Raw genomic sequence first — 24,812 nt, forward strand, 5'->3', positions numbered from 1 at the left:
GCCCGACGCGGTGGCGTTCGCTGATGCCGTAGTCCGCCGAACGCGGCGCGCGTCGAGGCCGATGCCCGGGCGCCCACCTCAGCCGCGCTTGACCACCACGCCCACCTTCCGCCGGTAGGCGGCGACCGCGATCACCAGGTCCTGCCAGCCAGCCCCGCAGGTCTTCACGACCAGCGGGCGGTCGGCCGGGACGGCGGCGGCCCGGGCGCCGGGCAGATCCGCCAGGGTGAGCAGGTCGTCCGGGGCGAGCATGTCCTCGCGGATCGCCAGGACGACGTCGCCCGCCTCCCGGAGGGCGATCTCACGGCTCTCCACCACGACGGTGGCGCGCCCCATCAGCACGCTGTCGAGCTCCCGTACGTCCGGTTCGTGCGAGCCGACCGCCAGGACCACCGCGTCGTCGCGCACCAGCCGCCCGTCGACCACCGGCCGACGCGCGGACGTCGCGGTGACGACGGCCTCCGCCCGCCGCACCAGGGCCGCCACTCCCCCGTCGTCCGCCGCCAGGCGCCGGTCCGCCCAGCCGGGAACGGGTCCTCCGCGCCGGGTGACGACCGCGACCTCGGCCACCGGCACATGGGCCCGTACGGTGGCGACGTGCCCCTCCCCCTGGGGGCCGGCGCCGAACACCACCAGTCGCAGCCCCCGGTCCTCGTCCCCGTCCTCGCACCCGGCCGCGAGCGCGCGCAGCCGCTCCAGGCCGGCCGCGACCGAGACGGCGGGGGTGCGCAGGGTCGTCAGCGCCACCCCGTCCAGCAGGGCCACCGGCGTCAGGGTCGCGCTGTCGTGCAGCAGATACGTGGCGTTGATCCGACGCAGGCCGCGCGCGGCGTTGCCCGGCGCGACGGTGGCGACCTTCACTCCGTACCAGCCGCCGTGCTCGGAGGGCATGAGCAGCCCCTGACCGTGCGCCAGCGGCACCACCGCCCGCGGTACGTCACCGTCCGGGTCGAGCCCTGCGGCCAGCGCCTCCCGGACCGCGGCGACGGCGGCCACCGGACCGAGCGCGGACACGTCCGCCGCGTCGAGCGTCACCGTCATCGCAGCACGAACCCGGGTACGAGGGTGTCGTCGGGATCGACGGTGAAGCGGCCGGTTCCGGTGGCGTACGCGGTGCCCGTCACGGCCGGGACGACCGCGGGCCGGCCGTGGACCGTGACCGTCCGCTCGATCCGGGCGCGGAAGGCGGAGCCCACCACCGACTCGCGCCGCAGTTCGTCGCCGGGGCGCAGTTCCCCGGCGTCGGCGAGGAGCGCCACCCGGGCCGCGGTGCCCGAGCCGCACGGCGAGCGGTCGACCTGGCCGTCCGAGAACACCGTGACGTTGCGGTGGTGCAACCGCCTTGTGCCGTCCGGGAGTTCGACCGGGGCGGCGGCCTCTTCGGTGAAGACCGTTCCGTAGACGCCGGACAGCCGGTCGTCGTCCGGGTGTTCGGCGGCCCGGACGGCGTTCAGCGCGTCGCGGATCTCGCGGCCGGCCGCGATGAGCGCGGTGACGTCCCCCGGCCGGACCCGCAGGCCGAGGCCGAGCCGGTCCACCGGAAGCACGGCGTACATCGCGCCGCCGAAGGCGATGTCCACGGTGAGGCTCCCGTACGAGGTCGCCGCCTCGACGCCGCGCGCGTGGACATGGCCGGGGACGTTGACGAAGGTCACGTCCGCGACCCGGCCGCCGGCCGTGCGCACGGCCGCCGTCACACGGCCGGACGGGACGTCGATGACGACGTCCGTCGTGCCGTCCGGCGGCGCGGCGACCAGTCCGGTGGCGACGGCCCAGGAGCCGAGGGCGATCGTGCCGTGGCCGCATGCCGTGGAGAAGCCGTCCTTGTGCCAGAAGAGCGCGCCGAGGTGGGCCCCGGCGTCGTCCGGCGGGACGAGGAAGGCCCCGTACATGTCGGCGTGGCCGCGCGGTTCGCCGCACAGCAGGGCCCGGGTCCACCGCGCGCCCGCGTCGGCGATGGCGACCGTACGCCGCTCGGAGACGGTGAGCCCGGGCCCGGTCAGGACCGGCGGAGCCTCGGGCACGATCCGGAAGGGTTCGCCCCCGGTGTGCCAGTCGGCGGTTCGGATCGGCGTGGTGTACGGACGTGCCGTCCCGGTCGGACCGGAGGCAGGGTCGGCGGAAGGGCCGGTGGAACGGGCGGCGGCAGGGTCGGCCGTCATACGGTGAAACCCGTCGGGTAGGGGTCCGTGGGGTCGAGCAGATACTGCGCGGTTCCGGTGATCCAGGCGCGGCCGGTGACGGAGGGCAGGACGGCGGGCCGCCCGCCGACCGTGCTTTCGCCCAGGATGCGGCCGGTGAAGCGGGAGCCGATGAAGGACTCGTTGACGAAGTCCTGCCCGGCCTTCAGCAGCCCCCGCGCGTGCAGTTGGGCCATCCGGGCGCTGGTTCCCGTACCGCAGGGCGAGCGGTCGAACCAGCCGGGGTGGATCGCCATGGCGTGCCGCGAGTGCTCGGCGGTCGATCCGGGGGCCTCCAGATAGACGTGGTGACAGACGTCGATGGCCGGGTTCTCCGGATGGACCACCGGGTTCTGTTCGTTGATCGCCTTCATGACGGCCAGGCCCGCGTCGAGCAGCCGCCCCTTCTCCGACCGGTCGAAGGGGATGCCGAGGTCCTCGGTGCGCACGACGGCGTAGAAGTTGCCGCCGTACGCCATGTCGTAACGGACCGGGCCGAAGCCCGCCACCTCGACCACCTGGTCCAGCGCGTGGCTGTAGGAGGCGACGTTCTCCAGGGTGACGGACTCGGCGCGGCCGTCGCGCACGGCGACCCGCGCGGTGACGAGACCGGCGGGGGTGTCGAGGCGGATGAGGGTCTCCGGTTCGACCGCCTCGACCATGCCCGTCTCCACCAGGACCGTCGCCACGCCGATGGTGCCGTGGCCGCACATGGGCAGGCAGCCGGAGACCTCGATGAACAGCACCCCGAAGTCGGCGTCCGGCCGGGTCGGAGGCTGGAGGATCGCGCCGGACATGGACGCGTGTCCGCGCGGCTCGCACATCAACAGGGTGCGCAGCCCGTCCCGTTCGGCCATGAACCGCTGCCGCCGCTCCGCCATGGTCGCGCCCGGCAGCACGCCCACCCCGCCGGTGATCACCCGGGTCGGCATGCCCTCGGTGTGCGAGTCGACCGCGTGGTAACAGACCTTCGAGCGCACGTCAGTTCACCCCCGCGTCGATGAGGGCCTGGGTGGCGGAGCGGACGACGGCCTCGGTCTCCGGGTCCAGGGCCTGCCGGGGCGGGCGGCAGACTCCGCCGGTCCGGCCGATCATGTCCTGGCCGAGCTTGATCGCCTGGACGAACTCGGTCCTGCTGTCCCAGCGCAGTACGGAGTGGAGCCTGCGGTAGAGCGGCAGCGCGGTGTCGAGATCGCCCGCCAGTGAGGCGTTGTAGAGGTCGAGGCAGGCGCGCGGGAAGACCTGGGGGTAGCCGGCGACCCAGCCCTTGGCACCGGCGACGGCGACCTCCAGGAGGGTGTCGTCGGTGCCGATGATCAGGTCGAGATCGGGGGCGAGTTCGTTGATCGCGTAGCACCGGCGGACGTCTCCGGAGAACTCCTTCACGCCCACGATGAAGCCCTCGGCGTGCAGTTTGGCCAGCAGCTCCGGGCGCAGGTCGACCTTGGTGTCGATGGGGTTGTTGTAGGCGGTGACGGGAAGTCCGGCGGAGGCCACCATCGCGTAGTGCTCCAGGACGGCGCGGTCGTCGGCCCGGTAGGCGTTGGGCGGCAGGCACATGACGGCCTGGCAGCCGGCGTCCTTGGCGAACAGGGCGTGCCGCCGCGCCTCGATCGCGCCGTACGCCCCGACTCCCGGCATCACGGTGAAGCCCTCGGGGGCGTGGGCCACGGCGGTCTCCACGACGCGGTCGCGTTCCTCGTACGTCAGGGTCTGGTACTCGCCCAGCGAGCCGTTCGGGGCGACGCCGTGCAGGCCCTGATCGGCGAGCCAGGCGACGTTGTCGCCGTAGGCGCCGTGGTCGACGGCGAGGTCCTGGCCGAAGGGGAGGCTGGTCGCGACGATGACGCCGTGCCAGGGCATCCGGGTACGGGGGGAGGTGCGGTCCATGGGAACTCCTCAGGTGGGATCGGAGGCGGGATCGGGGGTGGACTCGCCGGCGTCGGCGAGCGCACCGAGGGAGACGGGGGTCGCGATCAGCCGCTCGGCGGGGGCGTAGGGCTGGTCGCGGGCCACGAGGCAGTGCACGGCGGGCCCGCACATCCGGCCCTGGCACCAGCCCATGCCGGCCCGGGTCAGCTGTTTGACCTGCCGGTGGTCGGCCGCCGCGTCGTCGGCGCGGGCGGACCGGACCGCACCCGCGGTGACCTCTTCGCACCGGCAGACCGGGGTGTCGTCGGTGAGCCAGGCGGGCCAGGCCGGTGGCAGGGGATGTGCCTGTGCCATCGCCCGGGCGAAGGCGCGGTGCCGGATCACCGCCCGGCGCTCCGCGGCGAGCCGCCGGGCGTTCGGCAGGCCCGGCGCGGAGAGGTCGGTGAGGACCGAGACGGCGGCGACGCGGCCCTCGCTCACCGCGAGCGCGGCCCCGCCCACACCGCAGGTCTCCCCCGCCGTGTAGAGCCCGGGCACCGTGGTGCGCTGTCCGTCGTCGACGGCGGCGGCCATGGTGCCGTCGCCCGCGTCGGCGAGGCCGCAGCCGAGCGGGAGCAGAAGGTCCAGCTGGGGTACGAAGCCCCAGCCGACGCCCACGGTGTCGGCCGCGATCCGGCGCTCCGTACCCGGCAGTGGGTTGCCGTCCGCGTCCAGGGAGGCGGTGCGGACGAAGGCGACCCGGCCCTCTGCTCCTGCCCCGACTCCGGCCTGTCCTTCGGCCTGTCCTTCTGCTCCTCCTTCGGCGCCGATGATCGCGGTACGGGTGCGGACCGGGATCCGGTGCCGGGCGAGGGTGCCCGCGTACCGGGCGGCCTCGGCCCACTTGGCGGGGTTACGGAGCAGGGCCGCGGGGTGCCGCAGCCAGGCCGAGGGCGCCGCCGCCTCGCACACCGCGACGACCTCGGCCCCGCGCGCGGCGAGGGCCGCGGCGACGGGCAGCAGGAAGGGGCCCGTACCGCCGAGGACCACCCGGCGGCCGGCCACCACTCCCCCGCCCTTGAGCAGCGCCTGAAGCCCTCCGACGGTGAGCACACCGGGCAGGTCCCAGCCGGGGAAAGGGAGTTGGCGGTCGTAGGCGCCGGTCGCCAGCAGCAGGGCCGGGGCGCGCAGCACGACGGTCCGCTCCTCGGGCGCCCGGCTCCGGTCCACCGCGTGGACGGCGAATCCGTCGTCCACGCGGGCCGTGGTCCACACATGGTGGTTCAGCAGCAGCGTGAGCCGGCCGGTGCGCTCGTGGGCGGCCAGCGTGGCGCACAACTCCCGGTAGGCGCCCAGACCGTGGTGGAGGTCCGCGGTCGGCACGGCCTCCTGCGCCGGCAGCGGTGGGTGGCGCCAGAACTGGCCGCCGAGAGCGGCCCCCGAGTCGACGAGGACGACCCGCAGTCCGCCGTCCAGGGCGGTGGCGGCGGCGGCCAGACCGGCCGGGCCCGCGCCCACCACCACGAGGTCGCCGGACTCACTCATCGCCGTCCTCCCCGGTCGTGACGGCCATGCCCGGACGGGCCTGGACCAGACAGGCGCGCTGTCCGCCCGTACCGTCGACGGTCACCAGGCAGTCGAAGCAGACGCCGATCCCGCAGAAGATCCCCCGGGGCCGCTGCCCGCCCCGGGTGGTCCGCCAGGCGACCCGGCCCGAGGCGACGAGCGCGGCGGCCAGGGTCTGTCCGGGGACGAACGGCAACGGCTCGCCGTCCACGGTGAACGCGGTCGTTGCGGTCACTTCGGCACACCTCCGGTGGTGAGGAATCGGTGGGGCAGCAGGCCGGTGTGGGCGGCCGGATCGGCGCCGCGCCAGGGCTTGCCGAGCAGATGAGCGGTGACCAGGGCGCCGGTCGCGGGGGCCAGGCCGATGCCGGCGCCCTCGTGGCCGCACGCGTGGACGACGCCGGGGACGCGGGGGTCCGGGCCGACGACCGGCAGATGGTCCGGGCAGTACGGCCGGAAGCCCCGGTAGGCGCGGATCAGGTGGACGCCGCGCAGGAACGGGAAGAGGCGGCATGCCTGGGCGGCGAGCGCCGTCACCACGGCCGGGTTCATCGCGGTGTCGAAGCCGACGCGTTCACGGCTGGCGCCGATCAGGATGGTGCCCGCGCGGGTGCCCTCGACGACGCACGAGGTCTCCAGACCCGCGTCGCTGGAGGCGACGTTGGCGACGTAGTCGGCGGAGTAGACCTTGCGCCGGATCATCGGCGGCAGCGGTTCGGTGACGAGGACGAAGCCCCGGCGCGGCAGGATCTCGACGGGTGCGCCGAGCCGGCGGCCGACCTCGCCGCCCCAGGTGCCGGCGGCGTTGACCACGGCGTCGGCGGGCAGCACCGTGCCGTCGGCGGTACGCACTCCGGTGATCCGGCCGTCGGCGGCGGTGACCGCGGCGACGGCCTCGCCGGTGTGCGTACGGGCTCCGCGGCGCACGGCGGCGCGCAGAAGGCCGGCCGCCGCGAGAACGGGCTGCACCTGGGCGTCCTGCGGGTAGTGGACGCCGCCGGGCAGACCGGGCGCGATATGCGGTTCGAGGTCGCCCGGGCGCTCGACGGGTTCGGTACGGACGCCGGATTCCGCCTGCCGCGCGGCGAACGCGTGCAGGACGGTGAGGGCTTCGGGCGTGCTCGCGACGACCAGGCCGCCCTTGGTCTCGAACTCGACGCTCTCCGGGCCGAGTTCCTCCGCGGCCTCGTCCCACAGATCGCGGCTGAGCCGGGCCAGTTCCAGTTCGGGTCCCGGCTCCTTGTCGGAGAGGAGGATGTTGCCCTCGCCCCGGCTGGTCGTGCCCGCGCCGACGGGGCCCCGGTCGAGCACCGTGACGTCGAGGCCGGCCTCGACGGCGTGGAACGCGCAGGCGGCGCCCACGATGCCCGCGCCGACGACTACGACTTTCATGGCCACCCCTTAGCGCGCCATCACGGCCGCCCGCTAGTGCAATGTCACATGCCATTGCTTAGGCTATACATCCGGACGACCCGAGGACAACGCCGCCGCCCCGGTGACTTTCACCCGGGCACCCGCCGCCCGCGCGGAAGAGTTCGAGGCGCGTACGGCGCCCCCTCGCCGACCTGGTCCTGATGGAGCGTCACGAACGCGAGGGCGGGCCCCGCGACACATGCTCGGCTCGGCCCCCGAGCGCCGCGCAGGGCACCCGCGTACGGCCGCTCGCCGCCGAAGGAGTACGGACCTTCCTGCGGCCCACCGGGCCCACCGGGCCCAACCGGGGCGGCCAGGCCCACCGGGGCGGCCGGGGCGCAAGCGGCAACGCCCGACGCCGGACGGGCCCCGGAAGAGGCGCCCGCCGGCGCCGGGCCCGCCGCCTCCGGAGCAAGCACCGGGAAGGGAACTGCTCCGAAATGCCGTGCCGGGCTACCCGCCGGCCGTCCACCCCGCGACCAGCCCGCCCAGGGCGTCGATGGCCTCTTCGGTGTCGCGTCCGTCGTCCGCCCGGGCGTGCCGGGCCAACTCGACGTGGACGAAGCGGGCGTGTTCGCGGTCCGCCGAGCGGCCCTGGACGTTGGCCCGGCCCTCCAGCGGGCAGCGCGCCGCCCAGGCCCGGCAGACCCGCAAGCCCTTGTCGTCCATGCGGTCGGCCATCGCCACCACCTCGGCGGGCGCCGCCTCGACGGCCCCGGTGGAGACGACGGCGTCGTAGGGGCGGTCGGCGGAGTCGGCGAATCCGTGCAGCTGGACGCCGGGCACCCCGCGCTTCTGCAGCTCCACGACGATCGCGTGGAAAGCACTGTCCTCGCGGTGGGCGACATCGGCCGCGCCGTTCTCGCCGGCCCGGCGGTGGGCGCCCGCCAGAACGAGAGCGCCGCCGGGGTTCTCCTCGAGAAGCCGGACGCCGAGGACCTCGGTGTCGCGGTCGGAGACGGGGTGCGGGACCTGGGCGTTCCAGCGGACGGTGGAGTCGGCGTTCAGATACAGCCGGCCCCAACGGGCACTCCGGCCCGGTCCGGTGGCGGCGATCTCGTCGTAACGGCGGCCCGAGTCGGTGTCGGTGAGGCGGGTGAGGCCGAGGCCGAGCGGGGCGAGCTGCCGCTCCGCCTCCCGGGCGTCACCCGACAGCAGGCTCCCGACGGCCTTCGCCAGCCGTACGCGCTGCGACTTGCCCGGCGGACCGTAGGGAGCATCGGCACGGAGCTTCGCCGTGTACCCGAGCACGCGGCTGCGCAGGTCGACCAGTTCCCGGGCGCGCGGAACGGAATCCTCCGAGGTCGGGGACGCATCGGTCTGGCAGCCGACCAAAGCCAGGAGCAAACCTAGTGCGATGAAAGTGCGCAGCAAATGTGACCATCCCGTGATGACAATCCGAAGGTCGGCCATGAGGGCCATGTAAGTATGACTTAGTGACAATCCGTAATTCTCTCGGCATGAGTCGTTCACTGGCCCTCCTGGCGATGGCCGTCGGCCTGACCGTGTCGTGCGGCACCGAGCCGGCGCAGCCCCAGGCCAAGGCCGGTGGGCGCAGCTTCACCGTAGCCGCGGCCGGTGATGTCCTCATCCATCCCGAGCTGGTCGAACAGGCCGCGAAGGACGCGAAGGAGAGCGGGCACGGAGAGGCCGGACTGGACTTCGGACCGCTGCTCGCCGGGGTGAAGCCCGTGATCAGCAAGGCCGACCTCGCCATCTGTCACATGGAGACGCCCGTCGGGAAGCCCGAGGGGCCGTTCCAGGGATACCCGGAGTTCCTGGTTCCGCCGCAGATCCTGACCAGCCTGAAGGACGTGGGGTACGACACCTGCTCAACGGCCTCCAACCACACCTTCGACCATGGACTGAAGGCCGTGCGGCGCACGCTGGACACCATGGACAAGGTGGGCCTCGGGCACAGCGGGTCGGCGCGGACGCCGAAGGAAGCGGAGCAGATCAACATCCTGGACGTCAACGGCGTCAAGGTCGCTCACCTCTCGTACTCCTGGGAGTCCTTCCTCAACCCCACACCCAAGAAGCAGAGCTGGGCCTTCAACCGTTCCAGCACGAACGAGATCAAGAAGGCCGAGAAGCGGGCCCGCTCCCAGGGCGCCGAGGTGGTGCTGCTCTCCGTGCACTGGGGTCTGGAGCACTACAACGAGCCGAGCGTCCCGCAGTTGGACATGGCCCAGCGGCTCACCGAGGAGACCGGCGTCGACCTGGTGATCGGTCATCACGCCCATGTGGTGCAGCCGATCCAGAAGGTCAACGGCACCTGGGTCGCGTACGGCCTCGGCAACCAGGTGGCCCGGCACTCCTCGCCGACCGGCCTCACCGAGGAGGGGGCCATCGGCTGGTTCGAGTTCCGCGAGACCGCCGACGGCTGGGACGTCTCCGCCCGCTACCGCACGACGCAGATGGACATCCCGCCCGAGGTCGAGCCCGGGGAGAAGGCTCCCGAGGGTGCGGTCGAGAACCTCCGCCTCGTCGATGTCCAGCAGGCCCTGGGCAACCCCGAAGGGCTGTCCGAGGACCGGATCGCCCGCTACCGGCTGGCCGAGGACCGTACGCGCGGCTTCCTCTACAACCGGGGCGCGCCGGGCGGTGACGGCCTGAAGCGGCTGTCGCTGGACAAGTGATCAGGCCCACATTTTTCTGCACGCTGACAGAAACAACCTATTAGGCGCTTATCCGTCTTTTATGTGACAGCGTCTCGCAGCCATGCGACAGCGGTGCTTCCTCCGGGCACTGAGCACCCGCAGCGACCAAGGAAGAAAACCGGTGACATCGACTCCTGCCGCGCCCCTCGTGCCGAAAGGCCGGCGGCGCATCCGCAGACGTGCGGACATGCCGCTGCTGGGCGGCATCCGGCCGCCGATCGCGTTGCTCTGCGTCCTGATCCTCGCCCTCGCGGGTCTCACGGCCAAGGTGCTGGGACCCGGCGCGGAACCGGTCGTGCCCAAGGCGGTGCTCTCCTCGCAGCAGTACTTCGCCCAGGACGGCGCCATCGCCCTGCGCGCCTCGATCGACGAGCGGGTCACCGACCTCGAACGCACCGCCACCGCGCTGAACGCGGGCAGCACGACGGACCCCGAGCGCGTTCTGTCGGACCTGAGCAAGGCGTACCAGAAATGGACCGGCACCACGGTGCTGGACCTGGGCACCGGCAAGGTGCTCGCCGCCCGCGGCGAGCGCATCCCGCTGGCCTGGGTGGACAAGGACGTCCTCACCGGCGACAAGGCCCTCACCCCGCGCATGGTGCGGCTGGAGACCGGTGACGTACGGCTGATGACGATGGCCGTGCTGGAGGGGAAGGAGGGGGCGCAGCAGCTGCTGGTCGCCTCCAACAGCCTCTCCGTGCCGCCCATCAACCTGGGCCCGTTCCGCAGCATGGCCGTCGTCGCGCGGGGCGGCGAGATCCTCGCCACCGCCGGCTTCGAGCAGTCCGAGGCGCTCAACTCGGACGCGGAGCGCAAGGAACTCACCTTCCTGCAGAAGCAGATGACCCGGCTGTCCGACCAGGCGGCCGAGGAGACCGAGGAGAACCCGGTCAGCGCCCGGGAGCCCGGCTCCCGCGGCTACCCCGGGGTGAGCGGCACCCTGCTGGGCGGGGCGTACAACGGCCGGGTCGCCACCATGGGGTACGCCTCCCTCGCCGCCTCCGACCCGGAGGACGGGGAGAGCGTCGCCGCCGGCCTCGGCCTCACGGTCGTCGCCATGCTTCCCGTGGTCCAGCAGCAGACCCTCGCCGAGGACAACCGGCAGCTCTTCGGTCTGCTCGCGGCGGGCGCGCTGGTCCTGCTCGGACTGCTCTCGGTCGCCGTGCTGTGGATGACCGTGCAGCGTCCGCTGCTCGGCCTGTTCCTGGAGTCCCGACGCCTCGCCCGGGGCGATCTGATCCGGCCGGTCACGGTGCCCCGCTGGGGCGAGGCCGCCCGGATCGGCGCCGCGCTGGAGCGCATCCGCGGGCAGCTCGGCGGCGCGAGCGCCCAGGACGGGGCCGCCGGTGCCCGTCCGCCCGGCAGGTTCCGGGGCGGTGCGCGCGGACCGCTGGTGCTGACGGCGGTGCTCCTGCTGCTGTGGTGCGTCCCCGTCGGGCTTCTGCTCAACCGCACGGACGGGACCGTGAGCATCCCCGCGGTCATGGTCAACGACCAGCGCGACCGCACCGATCTGGTCGCCGACCGGGCCCGCCGGGCGCTCAACGAGGCCCAGGCCGACCTCGTGTCCACCTCGCGTCTGCTCGACACCGAGGACGTCGCCGCCACCGAGAACCTGCTGAAGGGCGCCCTGCGGGAGCACTCCCGCTATCAGGCGCTGTACGTCGTCGGCAAGGACGGCGTCGTCGTCGCCCGGGCCGGCGGCGACCCCCATCCGTGGACCACGGAGAAGGACTCCTCGCTGGTCCGTGTCTCCGGCCAGGGCGAGAAGAAGCCCGTCGTGCAGGCCGGGGCGCCCGTGCCGGAGCACGAGGGCATGACCCTGGTCGGCGAGGTGCGGGTGGAGTTCCTCAACTCGCTGCTGAAGCGGCCCGGTCTCGGCGAGGTCCGGATCGTGAACACCGAAGCGCGGACGGTCGCCGCCAGCGACGGCTTCCGCGCCTTCGAGGGGCTGCCGAACGACGTGCTGCCCGACCTGGTGCGCGCCGCCAACGTGCAGGTGGGCGCCGGGCCGTTGGAGAACGGTCTGCTCATCCGGGACGGTGGCGCGGTCACCGTGGCCGCCGCCGCGCCGTTCACCGGCGGAGGTGTCGCCTCCGACGTCGGCTGGACCGTCGTCAGCTGGCAGAACGCCGCCCGGTTCGAGATCACCGCCTACGAGCGCGAGGACCGCAGCGTGCTCGCCAGTCTGCTGGGCCTCGCCCTGATCGTGGTCTGCCTGGGCTGGATCCACCTCGTCGTCGTACGGCCCCTGCGGGCCCTCGCGGCCGGTGCCGAGAAGCTCGCCGACGGAGACCTCAAGACCGTGCACTACCCCCGCTACCAGGACGAGGTCGGTGCTGTCGTCCGGAGCGTCGAACTGATCCGCCAGCAGTTGCAGGCCCGCCGGCAGACCCAGGCGCGCCGGCCCGCCGAGTCCCGGCCCGGCGCCGGAGGAAGGTGACCAAGCGTGCTCTATCTGTACTTCGTCCTGTTGACCGGCAGTCTGTTCCTGCTCGTCGCGGGCATCGTGGAGCAGCGCCGGCACTACGCCGCGCTGCACACGATCCCCTCGCGGGTGCTCGTCAACGGCATCCGCGGCAAGTCCTCCATCACCCGGCTCTGCGCGGGCGCCCTGCGGGGCGGTGACCTGATCACCGTCGCCAAGACGACCGGCACCGCCGCCCGCTTCATCCACCCGGACGCCACCGAGGAGCCGGTCTACCGCAAGTTCGGCATCGCCAACGTGGTGGAGCAGATCGGCATCGTCCGCCGGGCCGCCACCTACCGGCCCGACGCGCTCGTCATCGAGTGCATGGCCGTGATGCCGGCGCTCCAGGAGGTCAACCAGAGCAAGCTGATCCGCTCGACGATCGGCGTGCTCTGCAACGTGCGCGAGGACCACCTCGCCGAGATGGGCCCCACCCTCGACGACGTGGCCCGCTCGCTGTGCCGCTCGATGCCCGAGGACGGGATCTGCGTCACCGCCGAGAAGGAACGTTTCCACATCCTCCAGGAGGAGGCGGACGCCCGGAACTGCCAACTGGTGTACGCCGATCCGGAGACCGTCAGCGACGAGGAGCTGCGCGGCTTCAGCTGGTTCACCTTCAAGGAGAACGTGGCGATCGCCCTGGTCGTCGCCGATCTCCTCGGCGTGGAGCGCGAAGTCGCCCTTCAGGGCATGTACGACGCCCCGCCGGACCCGGGCGTGCTCTCGGTGGAGCGGTACGTGGCCCCCGACGGCAACCGGCTCGCCTTCGCCAACGTCTTCGCGGCCAACGACCCCGAGTCGACGCTGATGAACATCAACCAGCTCCTCGACCTCGGCGCCATCCGCCGCCCGCTGAACGTGGTGATCAACTGCCGCCCCGACCGCGTGGAGCGCAACGGGCAGATGGGCGAGATCATCCCCGACCTCCAGCCCGACAACGTCTTCGTCATCGGGCACCCCGCCAAGAGCGCCATCGACGCCATCCCCGCCGACTGGCAGGACCGGGCGGTCGACCTGGGCGGTGAGAAGCGGGCCGCCGAGGAGTTCATGCCGGCGATGCTCGGCCGGATGTCCGACGGCGCGTCGCTGGTGGCCATCGGCAACATCCACGGCCAGGGCGAGGAGCTGTTGGAGTGCCTCGCCGAACTGCCCGCCGACGAGAGCGAGATGGACGAGGAGACCCCGGGCCCCGTCGCCGCCACCCCGGCGCAGGCGCCCCGGCTGGACCCGTTCGCCTCGTACCACCCGGCGTACGAGGAGCGCTACCAGGCCTCGCAGACCCAGGAGATCCCGGTGGTCCGCATCCCGGTCCAGCCCTCGGATTCCTACCGGCGGCAGCCCGAGCACCACGAGCAGTACGCACAGCGGGAGCCGTACGCCCAGCAGGAACGGCATGCGCAGCAGGAGCCGTACACCCGGCAGGGCCAGGAGCAGAACCGGAGCCAAGAGCAGGACCGGAGCCAGGACCGACCCTTCGAGTTCTTCGGCGGCGCGCGGCAGCAGCAGCCGTACGAACCCGCACAGCAGACCTGGCCGCCCCACGACGAGCCGCACGACGAAGCCCGGAGATCCCGTTGACCACCGCCGCACTGACCCCCGAGATGGCCGCCCTGGGTATCGCCATAGGGCTGTTCTTCTCGCTGCTGTGCTACCTCACGACCAACCTCTCGCCCGGCGGCATGATCACTCCGGGCTGGCTCGCCCTGACGCTGATCGAGGACGTCCAGCGCGCGGCCATGGTGCTGGGCGTCACCGCCCTCACCTACGCCGGCACCAAGGTCATGCAACGACTGGTGATCCTCTACGGCAAGCGGCTGTTCGCGTCGGTGGTGCTGCTCGGCGTGCTGCTCCAGAGCACGGTGATGATCCTGCTCTCGCTGGAGTTCCCGCTGCTCTACGGCAACCAGACGCTCGGCTTCATCGTGCCCGGCCTGATCGCCTATCAGCTGGTGCGCCAGCCCAAGGGCCCCACCCTGCTGGCCACCGGCACGGTCTCGCTCATGGCCTACATCGTCGTCGCCGCCGGGCTGCTGCTCGGCATCATGCCCGCTGTCTGACAGCCCGCCCACGAACAACCGAGGAGTAACCGATGGCAGGGAAGAAGAAGTCGCGGCCCGTCGTCTCGGGTCTGGTGGTGCTGGCGCTCGTCGCGACCTCCGGCTACCTCACCCTGGAACTGCGCAAGCAGGAGATACCCGGGGTGACCGAGGTCCGCAACGTCGGCGTCCTGGACGGCGGCAAGGCCTCCGGCGCCTCCGACGACAAGGGTGAGGCCGCCTGGTCCCGGCTGGAGAACCCGGCGCGCTCGGTGCTGCGCGGCTCCGACGGCCAGATCAAGGCGGTGTTGACCGACGGAGCGCGCCTGGCCACCCTCACCGGCCCGGCCCGCACCTTCACCGAACCGGCCTCCACCTCCTCCAAGGTCTCCACCACGGACTGGGTGCGCCTGATGCCGGAGCCCTGGAAGAAGGGCGCCGAGAAGCAGAAGTGGTTCAAGGACTGGTACGCGGAGTACGAGGACAGCAAGGAGGACGACCTCTTCGCCGTCTCCTTCCAGTACGTGGCCGGCGCCCCGCAGAAGAAGGACGAGCAGGGCGTCGCCTACGCCGGTGACGCCAACTTCGGGCCGCTGAACACCACCGGCGCGGAGGGCGGCGACCTGCGCCTGGAGCAGTCCGACTTCTACGACTACCTCGGCCTGCCCTACCCCTTCCGCGACGGACAGACCGGCACTCCGGAGTCCATGCGCGCCAAGTCCCTGGACTGCTCGGGCTTCGTACGGATGGTGCTCGGCTACCGCACCCGCTACCCGCTGATGTCGTCGGACACCTCCGGCGACGGCCTCCCGCGCACCGCCAACGGCATGGCCCGCTCCGACGAGGGCGCCGACGTGCTTCCGCTGACCGGGGTGACGGCTGACGACCGCCCGTCCGCCATCGACCAGCTCCAGCCCGGCGACCTCGTCTTCTTCAAGCTGGACGCCCGTACCAAGGACCGACTGGACCACGTCGGCATCGTCCTCGGCTACGACACCGAGGGCCACCTGATCTTCGTCTCCAGCCGCGAGGAGATCAACGGCCCGACCATCGGCGACGTCGGCGGGGTCTCCCGGCTGGACGGCAACGGCTACTACGCGAAGACCCTGCGCAGCGCGAAGCGGCTGTGAGGCCGTGGGCCCCGCCGCCACGGCGGCGGGGCGCGGCGGTCCGGACTGTCGGCTGAGCTCACCCCCGTGAAGCTCGACCCCGGCCCGACCGGTGCCGCCACCCACCCCCTCGACACTTCAGTGGTGACGAAGCATTGGTAACGTACACCAGAGTGACTGCCCGGCGTCAACCAAAGTGTCGCCGGGACCGGCCCAAGGGGCTTCGAGAAACACTGTGGTGGGCGTAAGCTCGGCATCACGCCAAGGAGGTCGTGTACGTGGAGGATGACCGGTCACCCACCTTCGCCCAGCTCCTGGACCACCTCTTCCGCGAGGTGCACCCTCCGTCCCGGGGGCCGTACACCTACGCGGAGGTCGCCGAGGGAATCCGCAGGGCGGCCACATCGGAGGGGCGCGGGGTGACGGCGAGCGCCATCCAGCAACTGCGCACCGGCGCCAAGCGGAACCCGACGCGGCACACCATCAAGGCCCTGGCCGACTTCTTCGGCGTACCGGCGGGCTACTTCGTCGACAGTGCGGCGGCCGAACGCACGAAGGCGGAGATCGGTCTCCTCGCCGCCATGCGCGACCAGGACGTCCGCAAGGTGGCCCTGCGCGCCAACGGCCTGAGCGTCGACAGCCTGAAGATGCTGTCCACCGTGATCGAACAGGCCCGGAAGCTCGAAGGACTCACCACCGACGACGGCGCGCACGACCTGAACCTGGACGACTGACCGCGCACCCCGCCCGCCGGGTGGCGTCTCGAACATGTCAACATTGGTGCGCTCGCACGGTCTTCAGGGGGTGATCCGCCCCGGGCCGACCACCCGACCGGCGCCACCGGAGTGAGGACATGGACTTCGAGCAGCTCCGCGCCGCGTGCGAGGCGCGCGTCGAGGCGCTTCGGCTCCCGCACCGCTTCAGCACCCGCGACCTCCGTGACGCCGTGGCCGAACAACGCGGACGCCCCATCGTCCTGCGGCCCCTGAGCACCCTGGGCGCTCCGGACGCCCCGTGCGGCATCCGCCTGGAGACCCCGGACGCGGACCTGTTGTTCTACGAGGAGGCCACCTCTCCCCTCCATCAGAACCACATCCTCGCCCACGAGATCAGCCACATCATCTGCGACCACGCCGGCAGCCTGGAACTGGACCGGGACACGCTGCGCGCGATCGGGTTCGACCCCGCCCTCGTGCGGCGCATGTCCGGCCGGACCAGCTATACGAGCGAGGACGAGCGCGAGGCCGAGGTGATGGCCAGCGTGATCCGCCAGCTCATGTACCGGGGACGCGAAGCCCCGTCGAGCCGGCCCGCCAGCGGCGCCGAGAGCTGGGACGCCCTGTTCGCCGAGCCACACAGGAAGAAGCGCCACCGGAAATGATCAACACGCTGTTCACGGGGACGGCCGTCGTCCTGCTGTGCTTCGCCGTCTACTGGGTACGAGGCCGCGGCGGGCACCGCCCCACGGGCACCTGGGCGATGGCGGCGCTGCTGACCTCGTTCGCGCTCGCCTTCGCCTCCTACACACCCGCCGTGGAGCGTGCGGTCGAATCGGTGGTCCCGCACGTCGCCCGGCTGCTCAGCAACACCTTCACCCTGACGGCGGCCACCTCGGTCCTCGCCTTCCTCTTCCAGCTCAATCTGGACCGCGAGCGGGCCCATCGGCAGATCCGGCTGCGCGTCATCGCCCTCGCGGTCTCCGTCGCCGGCATGACCGTCTTCTTCGCCGCCGAGCAACTCACGGGCCGGAACCCGGTGTTGTACGCGTGCTACGTGCTGATCTACATCTCCTACCTGGCGTACACGGCCAAGGACTTCCTGCTGCAGACCTGGGCCCACTCCAAGCGGTCGACCCGGCGCAGCCAGCGCTGGGGCCTGCGCACGACCTCCGTCGGATGTGGCTTCGCCCTCGTCTACGCCGCGTACAAGCTGTTCGCCCTGGTCTCCATCGGCCTCGGTCTGGGGCTCGTTCCCGACCACGCCCGGTGCTCCACCCCGCTGACCCCCTTCCGCTGCGCGTTCAGCGTGACCGCGCCCGCCGTCGCCGTCCTCCTGATCACCGTCGGGCTCACCCTTCCCGCACTGCTGTGGCCGCTCAGCCAACTGCGCCGCCGCCGCTGGGAACGGGCGTCGTTCACCGCACTGGAACCGCTGTGGCGGGAGGTCACCTCGGCGGTCCCCGAGGTCGTGCTCGACCCGGGCGACACCGAAGTGGACGCCCACGACCTCGACTTCCACCTCCACCGCCGGGTCATCGAGATCAACGACTGCGTGCTGGCCCTGCGCCCGTACCGCCGGGCGTCGGTACGGGACGCCGCGGCGGCCGGGGCAGCCCGCCGGGGCACCGCCGAAACCCCCGAGGGCGAGGCCGAGGTGGAGGCGGCGGTCATCGCCGCGGCCGTCGACGCCAAGCGCGCCGGGCTCCCCCTCGACGGCGACGAGGCGCCGCCCGCCGCCGGCACCCGCTCCCGCAAGGGCGACCTCCCGGCGGAGACCGCGTGGCTGCTGCTCGTGGCGGAGGCCTACGCGCGGCGCCCGGCAACCGAGCACGTAGGAGCGGCCTCGTGAGCACCCCTCGGCAGGACCCCCTGCGCGACCCGCGCTTCTTCGCCGACCCGTACGCCACCTACGACCGGCTGCGCGAAGGCTGCCCGGTCCAGCGCGTCCCCACCGGCTCCGGCGGACACCAGGGGTATCTGATCACCGGCCACGCCGAGGCCCGTACGGCGTTCACCGATCCCCGGCTGTCCAAGGACACGGCCAGCTTCTTCGCCGACCGGCCCTCCGACCGCGACCTGCATCCGGCGGTCTCCCGCAACATGCTGGCGAGCGACCCGCCCGCGCACACCCGTCACCGGCGGGTGGCGGCACCACTGTTCACCACCGGCCGCGTCCGGGAACTGCGCCCCCACATCGCCCGCGTCGTCGACGGCCTCACGGCCGCGTGGCGGCCGGGAGCGGAGGTCGACCTGGTGGCGGAGCTGGCGGTCCCGCTGCCGGTCACCGTCATCTGCGAGCTGCTGGGGGTGCCGGAATCCGACCGCGCTCCGCTCGCCGGCTGGTCCCACGAACTCTTCGACGCGACCGACACCGACCGCGTCGACGCCGCGTCGCACCGGATCGGCGACTACCTGACGCACCTCGTCGGCACGGCCCGTGACACCCCCGGCGACAGCCGGCTCCACTCCTTCCTGCGCGACTGCGACGAGGGCGGCCTCGACCGGGACGAGGCCGTCTCCCTGGCCGTCCTCCTCCTGGTCGCCGGGCACGAGACCACCACCCAGTTCATCGGCAACGCCCTCCTGGCCCTGCTCCGGCACCCGGAGGCGTTCGACCGGCTGCGCCGTGACCCGGCCCTGATCCCCGGCGCCCTCGACGAACTGCTCCGCTACGACTCGCCGGTGAGCGTGGCCACCTTCCGCCACAGCACGGAGGAGCTGCGGGTCGGCGGGGCCGACATCCCGGCGGGCTGCCCGGTGCTCATCGCCCCCGGGGCGGCCAACCGCGACCCGGCGCAGTTCCCCCGCCCGGACCGCCTGGACCTCGACCGCGACGCCACCGGCCACCTCTCCTTCGGCCACGGCATCCACCGCTGCCCGGGCGCCCCGCTGGCCCGGGCCGAGGCGGAGATCGCCCTGCGCACCCTGCTGACCCGCTTCCCGGACATGCGCCTGGCCGTCCCGGCTCCCTCCCTGACCTGGCGCCGGACCCGCCTCACCCGGGGCCTGGCCGCCCTGCCCCTCGTCCTCGGCTGACCCGCCCCGACGGGGAGCGTGTGCCACCGCGTGCTCTCCCCGTCGGTGCGGTCCTGCCTACGGCGTGGCCGTGAGGAGCTCCGTCGTGATGCTCATGTGCAGCCGACGGGTGTGATCGACCGTCCGTACCGGCCCGGTCAGCGTGACCCGGGCGGTGAGCCGCGGGTCGTCGCTCGACGCGCTCAACCGCAGTTCCAGATCGCCCGGTTCGACGATCCGGTGGCCCTCTCGGCCGGTGAAGGACGCGAGGTCCGCCGGCACCGTCGCCCGCACCCCGGCCGCCTGCCCCGGCCCCAGGTCGATACGTACGTACCCGATGAGCCGCTGCACCGGCTGGACCACGGAGGCGACCGGGTCGTGGAGATAGACCTGCACCACTTCGGTCCCCTCCCGCGCACCCGTGTTGCGGACCGTGCAGGAGAACGTGAACTCCCCTTCCGTCGTGGCCCGTCCGCGCTCCACGACGAGGTCGCCCCACGCGAAGGCGGTGTACGTGAGACCGTGCCCGAACGCGAACGCCGGGGCCGGGTCGACGCTGGACACATCGCTGGCGTGGCCGAGCCGCGCCGCCAGGTAGGTGGACGGCTGGGAGCCCGGGTGGCGCGGCACACCGACGGGCAGCCGGCCGGACGGCGCGGTGCGGCCGCTGAGCACCGAGGCGATGGCCGTCGTCCCCTCCTCGCCGGGAAAGAACGACTGCACGATCGCGGCCGCCTCGTCCACCGCCCGCCCGAGGGCGTACGGGCGTCCGGCGAGCAGGGTGACGACGACGGGCGTGCCCGTGTCGAGGAGGGCGTCGAGCAGCTGCTGCTGGACACCGGGGAGGGCCAGGTCCTCCGCGTCACAGCCCTCCCCGCTCGTACCCCGCCCGAAGAGCCCGGCCCGGTCGCCGAGCGCGACGATCACGAGGTCGGCGCCCCTGGCCAGTTCGACGGCCTCGCCGAACCCGTCGGTGGCCGTGCCGTCGATGTCCGCGCCCCGCGCGGTGACGAGCTCGCTGTGGGGGAACTCCGCCGCGCATGCCTCGCGCAGGGTGGGCAGTTCGATGCCGAGTGGTGTCCCGGGGTGCTGACCGCCGACGTGGACGGGAAAGGCGTAGCAGCCCAGGACGGCCGTGGGGGTGTCGGCGTTGGGCCCGATGAGGGCGATACGGGCCGGGGCTCCGGCGGCCGCGTCCGCCGTCAGGGGCAGGGTGCCGTCGTTGCGCAGGAGGACGACGGCCTGTTCGGCGACGCGGCGGGCGAGCGCGCGGTTCTCGTCGGTGTCGAGACGGACGGTCCCGCGCAGCGCCTCCGAGTTCCCGCCCACGGAGCCGCTTCCGCCCGTGGCTGCGGCGAGCACCGGCGGCTCCGGCCTCCAGTCCGCGTCCAGCAGCCCCAACTGGGCCTTCTGGACCAGGACCCGGCGTACGGCACGGTCCACCAGGGCCTCGGACACCAGGCCCTGGGCGAGCGCCTCGGCCAGCGGGCCGCCGAAGGCCTTCACGGTCGGCAGTTCCACGTCCACACCCGCGCCGAGTGCGGCGCCGGCCGCCTCCCCGAAGGTTCCCGCCACCCCGTGCAACGTCTTCAGGAAGGCGATGCCGAAGTAGTCCGCGACAACGGTCCCGTCGAAACCCCAGGTGTCCCGGAGCAGACCGGTCAGCAGCTGTCCGTCGGCCGCGGAGGGGATGCCGTCGGTGTCGGTGTACGCGTGCATCACCGACCGTACGCCGCTCTCGCGTACGGCCATCTCGAACGGGGTCAGGATGACGTCGGCCCGCTCCCGCGCCCCCATGCCGACGGGGGCGAGGTTGCGGCCCGCCCGGGAGGCGGAGTACCCGGCGAAGTGCTTGAGCGTGGCGACGACTCCGGCCGACTCCAGTCCCCGTACATACGCGGTGGCGACGGTTCCCACCAGATACGGGTCCTCTCCGATCGTCTCCTCGACGCGCCCCCAGCGTGTGTCGCGTACGACGTCGAGGACCGGGGCGAGCCCTTGGTGCACGCCGACGGAGCGCATGTCACGGCCGATCGCGGCGGCCATCTCACCGATCAGTTCCGGATGGAAGGTGGCGCCCCAGGACAGCGGCACCGGGTAGGCCGTCGCGCCCCAGGTGGCGAAGCCCGCGAGGCACTCCTCATGGGCGAGCGCCGGGATGCCGAATCGATTGGCTCCGGCGATCCGCTCCTGGGTGCGTGACAGCGAGAGGGCGCCCACGGCCGGGTCGACCGGAGCCGTTCCGAACGGCCGGGTCAGCTGGCCGAGGCCGTGCGGAAGAAGCTCGTCTAGGTCGACGGCCTCCTCCATGTCGTGCTGGAACGGCGCGACTTCGCCGCCCTCGTCGGATGCGCCCACCCAGACGCCGACGAGCTGGGAGATCTTCTCCTGGAGGGTCATGGCGTCGATCAGGGCGTCGGCCCTGGCCTCGGGAGTGAGGGCGGGATCGTGCCAGGGCCCGGTGCGGTGGTCCGTGGCGCCGGCTCCCGGCGCCACGGAGTCGGTGGTCCCGGCGGCTTTCCGCACACCGGCGTTGTCGATGTTGGCGGTCACTTTCCTCCGACCCCCATCAGCCCCTGTACCAGGGCACGACGAGCGAACAGGTAGACGATCAGGATGGGGAGCATGGACAGGACGACCGCGGCGAGCAGGCCGGGGGTGTCGACGCCGTGCTCCGTCTGGAATTCGTAGAGCCCCATGGTGATGACCTTGGTCTCCGCGGACTGCGTCAGTACGAGGGGGAAGAGGAAGCCGTTCCACGCCTGGAGGGCGGAGAAGACGACGATCGTCGCGAGCCCGCTCCTGGACAGCGGCAGCACCAGCTGGAAGAAGACGCGCCGGGACGAGGCGCCGTCCATCGTCATCGCCTCGTACAGATCGGGGGTGATGTCACGCATGACGCCCGTGAGGATCAGGGCGCACACCGGCATGGCGAAGGCCGCCGTCGGCAGGATGACGCCGATGAGGTTGTCGTAGAGACCGGCCTCGCTGATGACGAAGAACATCGGCACGATGACCGCCTGCGAGGGGATCGCCAGCCCCAGGAGGAACAGCCGGAAGACCGTGGTGGTCGCACGGCCCCGGCTTCTGACGATGGTGTACGCCAGCGGCGGTACGAGAAGGACGACGATGCCCACCACGCACACGGTGACGACGACCGTGTTGAGGAAGTACTGCGCGAAGCCGCTGTTGAGGTCCTTGATGTAGTTGTCGAGCGTGAAGTGCTCGGGGAAGGCCAGCGGGCCGTTCGCCGCGTAGTCGGGGCGCGACTGGAACGTGGCGATGAGCATCACGTACAGCGGCAGCCCCACGACGAGGAGCCAGACCACCGAGCCGAAGCCGGCGAGGTGGTTGGGACGGCTCTTGCTCACAGTCCCTCCATGGTGCTGCGCATCCTGTCGTAGCCCGAGATCCGCACCACGATCAGCGAGATGAGCGTGGAGACGAGGACCAGGAGAAGGGCGATGGCGGACGCCGATCCGTAGTCGAAGCTCTTGAACGCCTTCTGGTACATGTAGTACGCGCTGATGGTGGTGTCGCTCCCCGGTCCGCCCTGGGTCAGGATGAGCACGGTGTCGAAGGTCGTGAGCCCGCCGACCACCATCAGGATCATCGAGGTGATGATCGCGTTGCGCAGCTGCGGCAGCGTGATGTGGAAGAACTGCCGCACCCGGCCCGCGCCGTCGATCTGCGCCGCCTGGTAGAGGACCTGCGGCACCGCGCGCGCCGCGCCCTGGTAGATCAGCGTGTGCAGCGGGGTGAACTGCCAGGTGCTGACGAAGACCAGAACGCCGATCGCGCCGGCCTGCACCCCGAAGAGGTTGCCGTCGCCGAACAGCCAGGTGGCGTGCGCGGGGACCCCGAGGTTGGGGTCGAGGAGAGCGCGCCACAGCACGGACACGGCCGCGATGGACAGCAGCATCGGGACGAAGTAGATGGCGGACAGGACGGCCCGGTTGCGCTGGTGTCCCGCCGCCCAGACCCCGAGCAGAATGCTCAGCGGGGTCTGCACGGCGACCCCGAGCACGGTGAGCAGGACGCTCAGCCAGAGGCTCTTGATCATGACGGGGTCGTCGAGGAGCTTCTTCCAGTTGGCGAGGCCGGCGAACTCCGGGTCGCTCAGACCGTCCCAGCTGGCGAAGGAGAGTACGGCGACCATGATCAGCGGGACGATGGCGAAGAGGCCGAAGAAGACGGCGGCGGGGGCCGCCCAGAGGAACCCCGGCCGGCTCGCTCCGATACCGACAGGTCCGTCCTTCGTGAAGGCTCTCCCGGCCGTCCCCTTGTCCCCGGGACTTTCGGATACGACGGCGGTGGGATTCATGTCATGGGTTCCGCGTCCGGATTCGAGTGAGGTCACGAGGTCGGCAGCGCCTGCATGGCCTCGATGAAGGCGTCCTCGTCCATCGAGCCGTTGAAGAACTGCTGGAGGGCCTGGTACATGGCGGTGGCCGCCGACTGGGGGTACGCCTGGTCCCAGGAGAGCTGGAACGCCGGGGCCTCCTTGACCATGCCGTACTGGAACTTCGCGAACTCGGGGCTGGCGGCGGTGTCCAGGAGGCCTTCGGTGTTGGTGGTGGTCGGCAGGTTGCCGATGGAGAGCTGCGCCTTGACGAACCGGTCCGAGTACATGAGCTTCAGGAACTCGGCGACGGCCTGCGGGTGCTTCGTCTTCTTCACCACGGAGTAGAAGTTGTTGGTGTTGCCGACGAGGTTCGCCCGGTCTCCCTTGCCGCCCTCGACGGAGGGGAAGGCGCTGTATCCGAGGTCGCTCTTCGCGAACTCCGGGTGGGCGTCCTGCTGCGTGGAGTACTCCCACGAGCCCATCAGTTCGAAGCCTGCCTTGCCGGTCGCCAGGAGCGTGGGGGAACCCTGGTCGGTGAACTTCACCGAGTCGTAGTTGGTGCCGAAGGCCCCGGCGTCCACCAGCTCCCTGATCATGCTCAGCGCCTTCCGGCTGTCCGGGCTCGCCCAGGCGTCCTTGTCGCCGTCCAGCGCCTTCTGGAAGAGCTCGGGCCCGGCGATGCGGTCGTAGAGGTACTCGAACCACATCAGCGTCGGCCACCGGTCGCCGCCGCCCAGCGCGATCGGGGTGACGCCGTCGGCCTTCAGCGCCTTGACGGCCGCCAGCAGGTCGTCCCAGGTCTCCGGAGGTTCGACACCCGCCTTCTTGAGGACCTTGCCGTTGTTGAACAGCAGGACGGGCTGCGTGCCGCGCATGGGGATCCCGTAGGAGACGCCGTCGACCACCGCGCTGTTGAACACGGACGGCAGGAAGTTCGCCTTGAGGCCGGGGTCGTCGGCGATGAAGGGATCCAGCGGGAGCAGCAGACCGGCGTCGACGAACGGCTTGATGCTGCCGCCACCCCAGTTGAAGAAGACGTCCGGCGCCTGCTTGCTCCTGATGATCGTCTGCAGTTTGGCCTGGTAGTCGGCGCCCGGGATCGTGTCCAGGACGACCTTCACCTCCGACGTCTCGTTGAAGGTGGCGACGAGCTCCTTCTCCACCTTGTTCGCCGCGTCCCCGTAGACCAGGACATGGATGGCGCCGTCACCGGCCGCATCGGAGTCTCCCCCGCACCCGGTCAGGGACAGGGACAGCACCAGGGCCAGGGCGGCACCACCGACGACAGCGGTCCGCGAGAACCGTGCGCGTTGTTTCATCGACTCGCCTCTCGAAACTGTTTCGGCGTCATTTCCGAAACTTGTGAGTCGGGACGCTAGGACTCCCCCTCCAAGGGGTCAACCCTCAGTCGCAGCGTTACTGAAAAGTTACGGACGGTGGGGGGTCGA

The 24,812-nt window shown here is 71.9% G+C and carries 21 protein-coding genes; 9 read left to right on the forward strand and 12 right to left on the reverse strand.

All coding sequences use genetic code 11. The features are described from left to right. Positions 1 to 78 precede the first annotated feature (78 nt). The 8 genes from AC0VY3_RS24740 to AC0VY3_RS24775 all read right to left on the reverse strand — a co-directional run bounded on the left by AC0VY3_RS24740 (position 79) and on the right by AC0VY3_RS24775 (position 8,453). Positions 79 to 1,041: an ornithine cyclodeaminase family protein gene (locus AC0VY3_RS24740; RefSeq protein WP_103512528.1), complete on the reverse strand. Its 963-nt coding sequence runs from the start codon at positions 1,039 to 1,041 to the stop codon at positions 79 to 81. After that, a complete protein-coding gene (locus AC0VY3_RS24745) occupies positions 1,038 to 2,162 on the reverse strand; it encodes a proline racemase family protein (protein ID WP_475550632.1) in 1,125 nt (374 codons plus the stop codon). The genes AC0VY3_RS24740 and AC0VY3_RS24745 overlap by 4 nt, the downstream gene beginning before the upstream one ends. Beyond that, entirely contained in the window at positions 2,159 to 3,160 is a 1,002-nt protein-coding gene (locus AC0VY3_RS24750) for a proline racemase family protein (RefSeq protein ID WP_242742774.1), read from the reverse strand. Before AC0VY3_RS24750 ends, AC0VY3_RS24745 begins: the two co-directional genes overlap by 4 nt. 1 nt (position 3,161) lies before the next feature. Continuing rightward, complete coding sequence (locus tag AC0VY3_RS24755; RefSeq protein ID WP_475550633.1) at positions 3,162 to 4,070, reverse strand: dihydrodipicolinate synthase family protein; 909 nt, start codon at positions 4,068 to 4,070, stop codon at positions 3,162 to 3,164. Between the two features lie 9 nt (positions 4,071 to 4,079). Continuing rightward, positions 4,080 to 5,576 carry an FAD/NAD(P)-dependent oxidoreductase gene (locus tag AC0VY3_RS24760; RefSeq protein ID WP_103512524.1) on the reverse strand — a complete coding sequence of 499 codons (1,497 nt, stop codon included), beginning with the start codon at positions 5,574 to 5,576 and terminating at the stop codon, positions 4,080 to 4,082. Continuing rightward, positions 5,569 to 5,832: a (2Fe-2S)-binding protein gene (locus tag AC0VY3_RS24765; RefSeq protein ID WP_103512523.1), complete on the reverse strand. Its 264-nt coding sequence runs from the start codon at positions 5,830 to 5,832 to the stop codon at positions 5,569 to 5,571. Before AC0VY3_RS24765 ends, AC0VY3_RS24760 begins: the two co-directional genes overlap by 8 nt. Continuing rightward, complete coding sequence (locus AC0VY3_RS24770; protein WP_475550634.1) at positions 5,829 to 6,989, reverse strand: NAD(P)/FAD-dependent oxidoreductase; 1,161 nt, start codon at positions 6,987 to 6,989, stop codon at positions 5,829 to 5,831. The genes AC0VY3_RS24765 and AC0VY3_RS24770 overlap by 4 nt, the downstream gene beginning before the upstream one ends. A gap of 474 nt (positions 6,990 to 7,463) precedes the next feature. After that, on the reverse strand, positions 7,464 to 8,453 hold the full coding sequence (locus AC0VY3_RS24775) for a hypothetical protein (protein WP_475550635.1): 990 nt from the start codon (positions 8,451 to 8,453) through the stop codon (positions 7,464 to 7,466). A 17-nt stretch (positions 8,454 to 8,470) separates the two neighbouring features. Here AC0VY3_RS24775 and AC0VY3_RS24780 point away from each other — a divergent pair, with 17 nt between their 5' ends. The 9 genes from AC0VY3_RS24780 to AC0VY3_RS24820 all read left to right on the forward strand — a co-directional run bounded on the left by AC0VY3_RS24780 (position 8,471) and on the right by AC0VY3_RS24820 (position 19,040). Next, on the forward strand, positions 8,471 to 9,649 hold the full coding sequence (locus AC0VY3_RS24780; RefSeq protein WP_242742771.1) for a CapA family protein: 1,179 nt from the start codon (positions 8,471 to 8,473) through the stop codon (positions 9,647 to 9,649). A gap of 208 nt (positions 9,650 to 9,857) precedes the next feature. After that, positions 9,858 to 12,113, forward strand: coding sequence for a cache domain-containing protein (locus tag AC0VY3_RS24785; RefSeq protein ID WP_475551731.1), 2,256 nt, complete (start codon positions 9,858 to 9,860; stop codon positions 12,111 to 12,113). 6 nt (positions 12,114 to 12,119) lie between these two features. After that, positions 12,120 to 13,718 (forward strand): poly-gamma-glutamate synthase PgsB, encoded by a 1,599-nt coding sequence (gene pgsB / locus AC0VY3_RS24790; protein WP_475550636.1) that lies wholly within the window; start codon positions 12,120 to 12,122, stop codon positions 13,716 to 13,718. Next, positions 13,715 to 14,197 carry a poly-gamma-glutamate biosynthesis protein PgsC/CapC gene (locus tag AC0VY3_RS24795; protein WP_006128197.1) on the forward strand — a complete coding sequence of 161 codons (483 nt, stop codon included), beginning with the start codon at positions 13,715 to 13,717 and terminating at the stop codon, positions 14,195 to 14,197. Before pgsB ends, AC0VY3_RS24795 begins: the two co-directional genes overlap by 4 nt. Positions 14,198 to 14,229: 32 nt before the next feature. After that, positions 14,230 to 15,306 (forward strand): C40 family peptidase, encoded by a 1,077-nt coding sequence (locus AC0VY3_RS24800; protein WP_242742769.1) that lies wholly within the window; start codon positions 14,230 to 14,232, stop codon positions 15,304 to 15,306. 257 nt (positions 15,307 to 15,563) lie between these two features. Further along, entirely contained in the window at positions 15,564 to 16,019 is a 456-nt protein-coding gene (locus AC0VY3_RS24805; protein ID WP_242742768.1) for a helix-turn-helix domain-containing protein, read from the forward strand. Between the two features lie 119 nt (positions 16,020 to 16,138). After that, positions 16,139 to 16,666 carry a M48 family metalloprotease gene (locus AC0VY3_RS24810; protein WP_103512516.1) on the forward strand — a complete coding sequence of 176 codons (528 nt, stop codon included), beginning with the start codon at positions 16,139 to 16,141 and terminating at the stop codon, positions 16,664 to 16,666. Then, positions 16,663 to 17,853 (forward strand): MAB_1171c family putative transporter, encoded by a 1,191-nt coding sequence (locus tag AC0VY3_RS24815; protein ID WP_242742767.1) that lies wholly within the window; start codon positions 16,663 to 16,665, stop codon positions 17,851 to 17,853. The genes AC0VY3_RS24810 and AC0VY3_RS24815 overlap by 4 nt, the downstream gene beginning before the upstream one ends. After that, positions 17,850 to 19,040: a cytochrome P450 family protein gene (locus AC0VY3_RS24820; protein ID WP_475550637.1), complete on the forward strand. Its 1,191-nt coding sequence runs from the start codon at positions 17,850 to 17,852 to the stop codon at positions 19,038 to 19,040. Before AC0VY3_RS24815 ends, AC0VY3_RS24820 begins: the two co-directional genes overlap by 4 nt. Before the next feature lie 57 nt (positions 19,041 to 19,097). Here the strand turns inward: AC0VY3_RS24820 and AC0VY3_RS24825 are convergent, their stop codons facing one another. The 4 genes from AC0VY3_RS24825 to AC0VY3_RS24840 are packed head-to-tail and all read right to left on the reverse strand — an operon-like array spanning position 19,098 to position 24,683. Next, the gene (locus AC0VY3_RS24825) at positions 19,098 to 21,572 is read right to left on the reverse strand and encodes a beta-xylosidase/alpha-l-arabinosidase (RefSeq protein WP_475550638.1); all 2,475 of its coding nucleotides are present in this window, start codon (positions 21,570 to 21,572) and stop codon (positions 19,098 to 19,100) included. Further along, positions 21,569 to 22,390: a carbohydrate ABC transporter permease gene (locus AC0VY3_RS24830; protein ID WP_030079970.1), complete on the reverse strand. Its 822-nt coding sequence runs from the start codon at positions 22,388 to 22,390 to the stop codon at positions 21,569 to 21,571. The genes AC0VY3_RS24825 and AC0VY3_RS24830 overlap by 4 nt, the downstream gene beginning before the upstream one ends. After that, positions 22,387 to 23,343, reverse strand: coding sequence for a carbohydrate ABC transporter permease (locus tag AC0VY3_RS24835; protein WP_475550639.1), 957 nt, complete (start codon positions 23,341 to 23,343; stop codon positions 22,387 to 22,389). The genes AC0VY3_RS24830 and AC0VY3_RS24835 overlap by 4 nt, the downstream gene beginning before the upstream one ends. Before the next feature lie 32 nt (positions 23,344 to 23,375). Further along, complete coding sequence (locus AC0VY3_RS24840) at positions 23,376 to 24,683, reverse strand: ABC transporter substrate-binding protein (RefSeq protein ID WP_103512511.1); 1,308 nt, start codon at positions 24,681 to 24,683, stop codon at positions 23,376 to 23,378. Between the last annotated feature and the right edge of the window lie 129 nt (positions 24,684 to 24,812).

The organism is Streptomyces sp. iso_384, assembly GCF_056172905.1.

Bases quoted from the DNA above. Each gene is read 5' to 3' on its own strand.
- AC0VY3_RS24760 (WP_103512524.1), bottom strand. From the start codon at position 5,576: ATGAGTGAGTCCGGCGACCTCGTGGTGGTGGGCGCGGGCCCGGCCGGT.
- AC0VY3_RS24810 (WP_103512516.1), top strand. From the start codon at position 16,139: ATGGACTTCGAGCAGCTCCGCGCCGCGTGCGAGGCGCGCGTCGAGGCG.
- AC0VY3_RS24755 (WP_475550633.1), bottom strand. From the start codon at position 4,070: ATGGACCGCACCTCCCCCCGTACCCGGATGCCCTGGCACGGCGTCATC.
- AC0VY3_RS24815 (WP_242742767.1), top strand. From the start codon at position 16,663: ATGATCAACACGCTGTTCACGGGGACGGCCGTCGTCCTGCTGTGCTTC.
- AC0VY3_RS24770 (WP_475550634.1), bottom strand. From the start codon at position 6,989: ATGAAAGTCGTAGTCGTCGGCGCGGGCATCGTGGGCGCCGCCTGCGCG.
- AC0VY3_RS24785 (WP_475551731.1), top strand. From the start codon at position 9,858: ATGCCGCTGCTGGGCGGCATCCGGCCGCCGATCGCGTTGCTCTGCGTC.
- AC0VY3_RS24800 (WP_242742769.1), top strand. From the start codon at position 14,230: ATGGCAGGGAAGAAGAAGTCGCGGCCCGTCGTCTCGGGTCTGGTGGTG.
- AC0VY3_RS24835 (WP_475550639.1), bottom strand. From the start codon at position 23,343: ATGAATCCCACCGCCGTCGTATCCGAAAGTCCCGGGGACAAGGGGACG.
- AC0VY3_RS24740 (WP_103512528.1), bottom strand. From the start codon at position 1,041: ATGACGGTGACGCTCGACGCGGCGGACGTGTCCGCGCTCGGTCCGGTG.
- AC0VY3_RS24780 (WP_242742771.1), top strand. From the start codon at position 8,471: ATGAGTCGTTCACTGGCCCTCCTGGCGATGGCCGTCGGCCTGACCGTG.
- AC0VY3_RS24840 (WP_103512511.1), bottom strand. From the start codon at position 24,683: ATGAAACAACGCGCACGGTTCTCGCGGACCGCTGTCGTCGGTGGTGCC.
- AC0VY3_RS24745 (WP_475550632.1), bottom strand. From the start codon at position 2,162: ATGACGGCCGACCCTGCCGCCGCCCGTTCCACCGGCCCTTCCGCCGAC.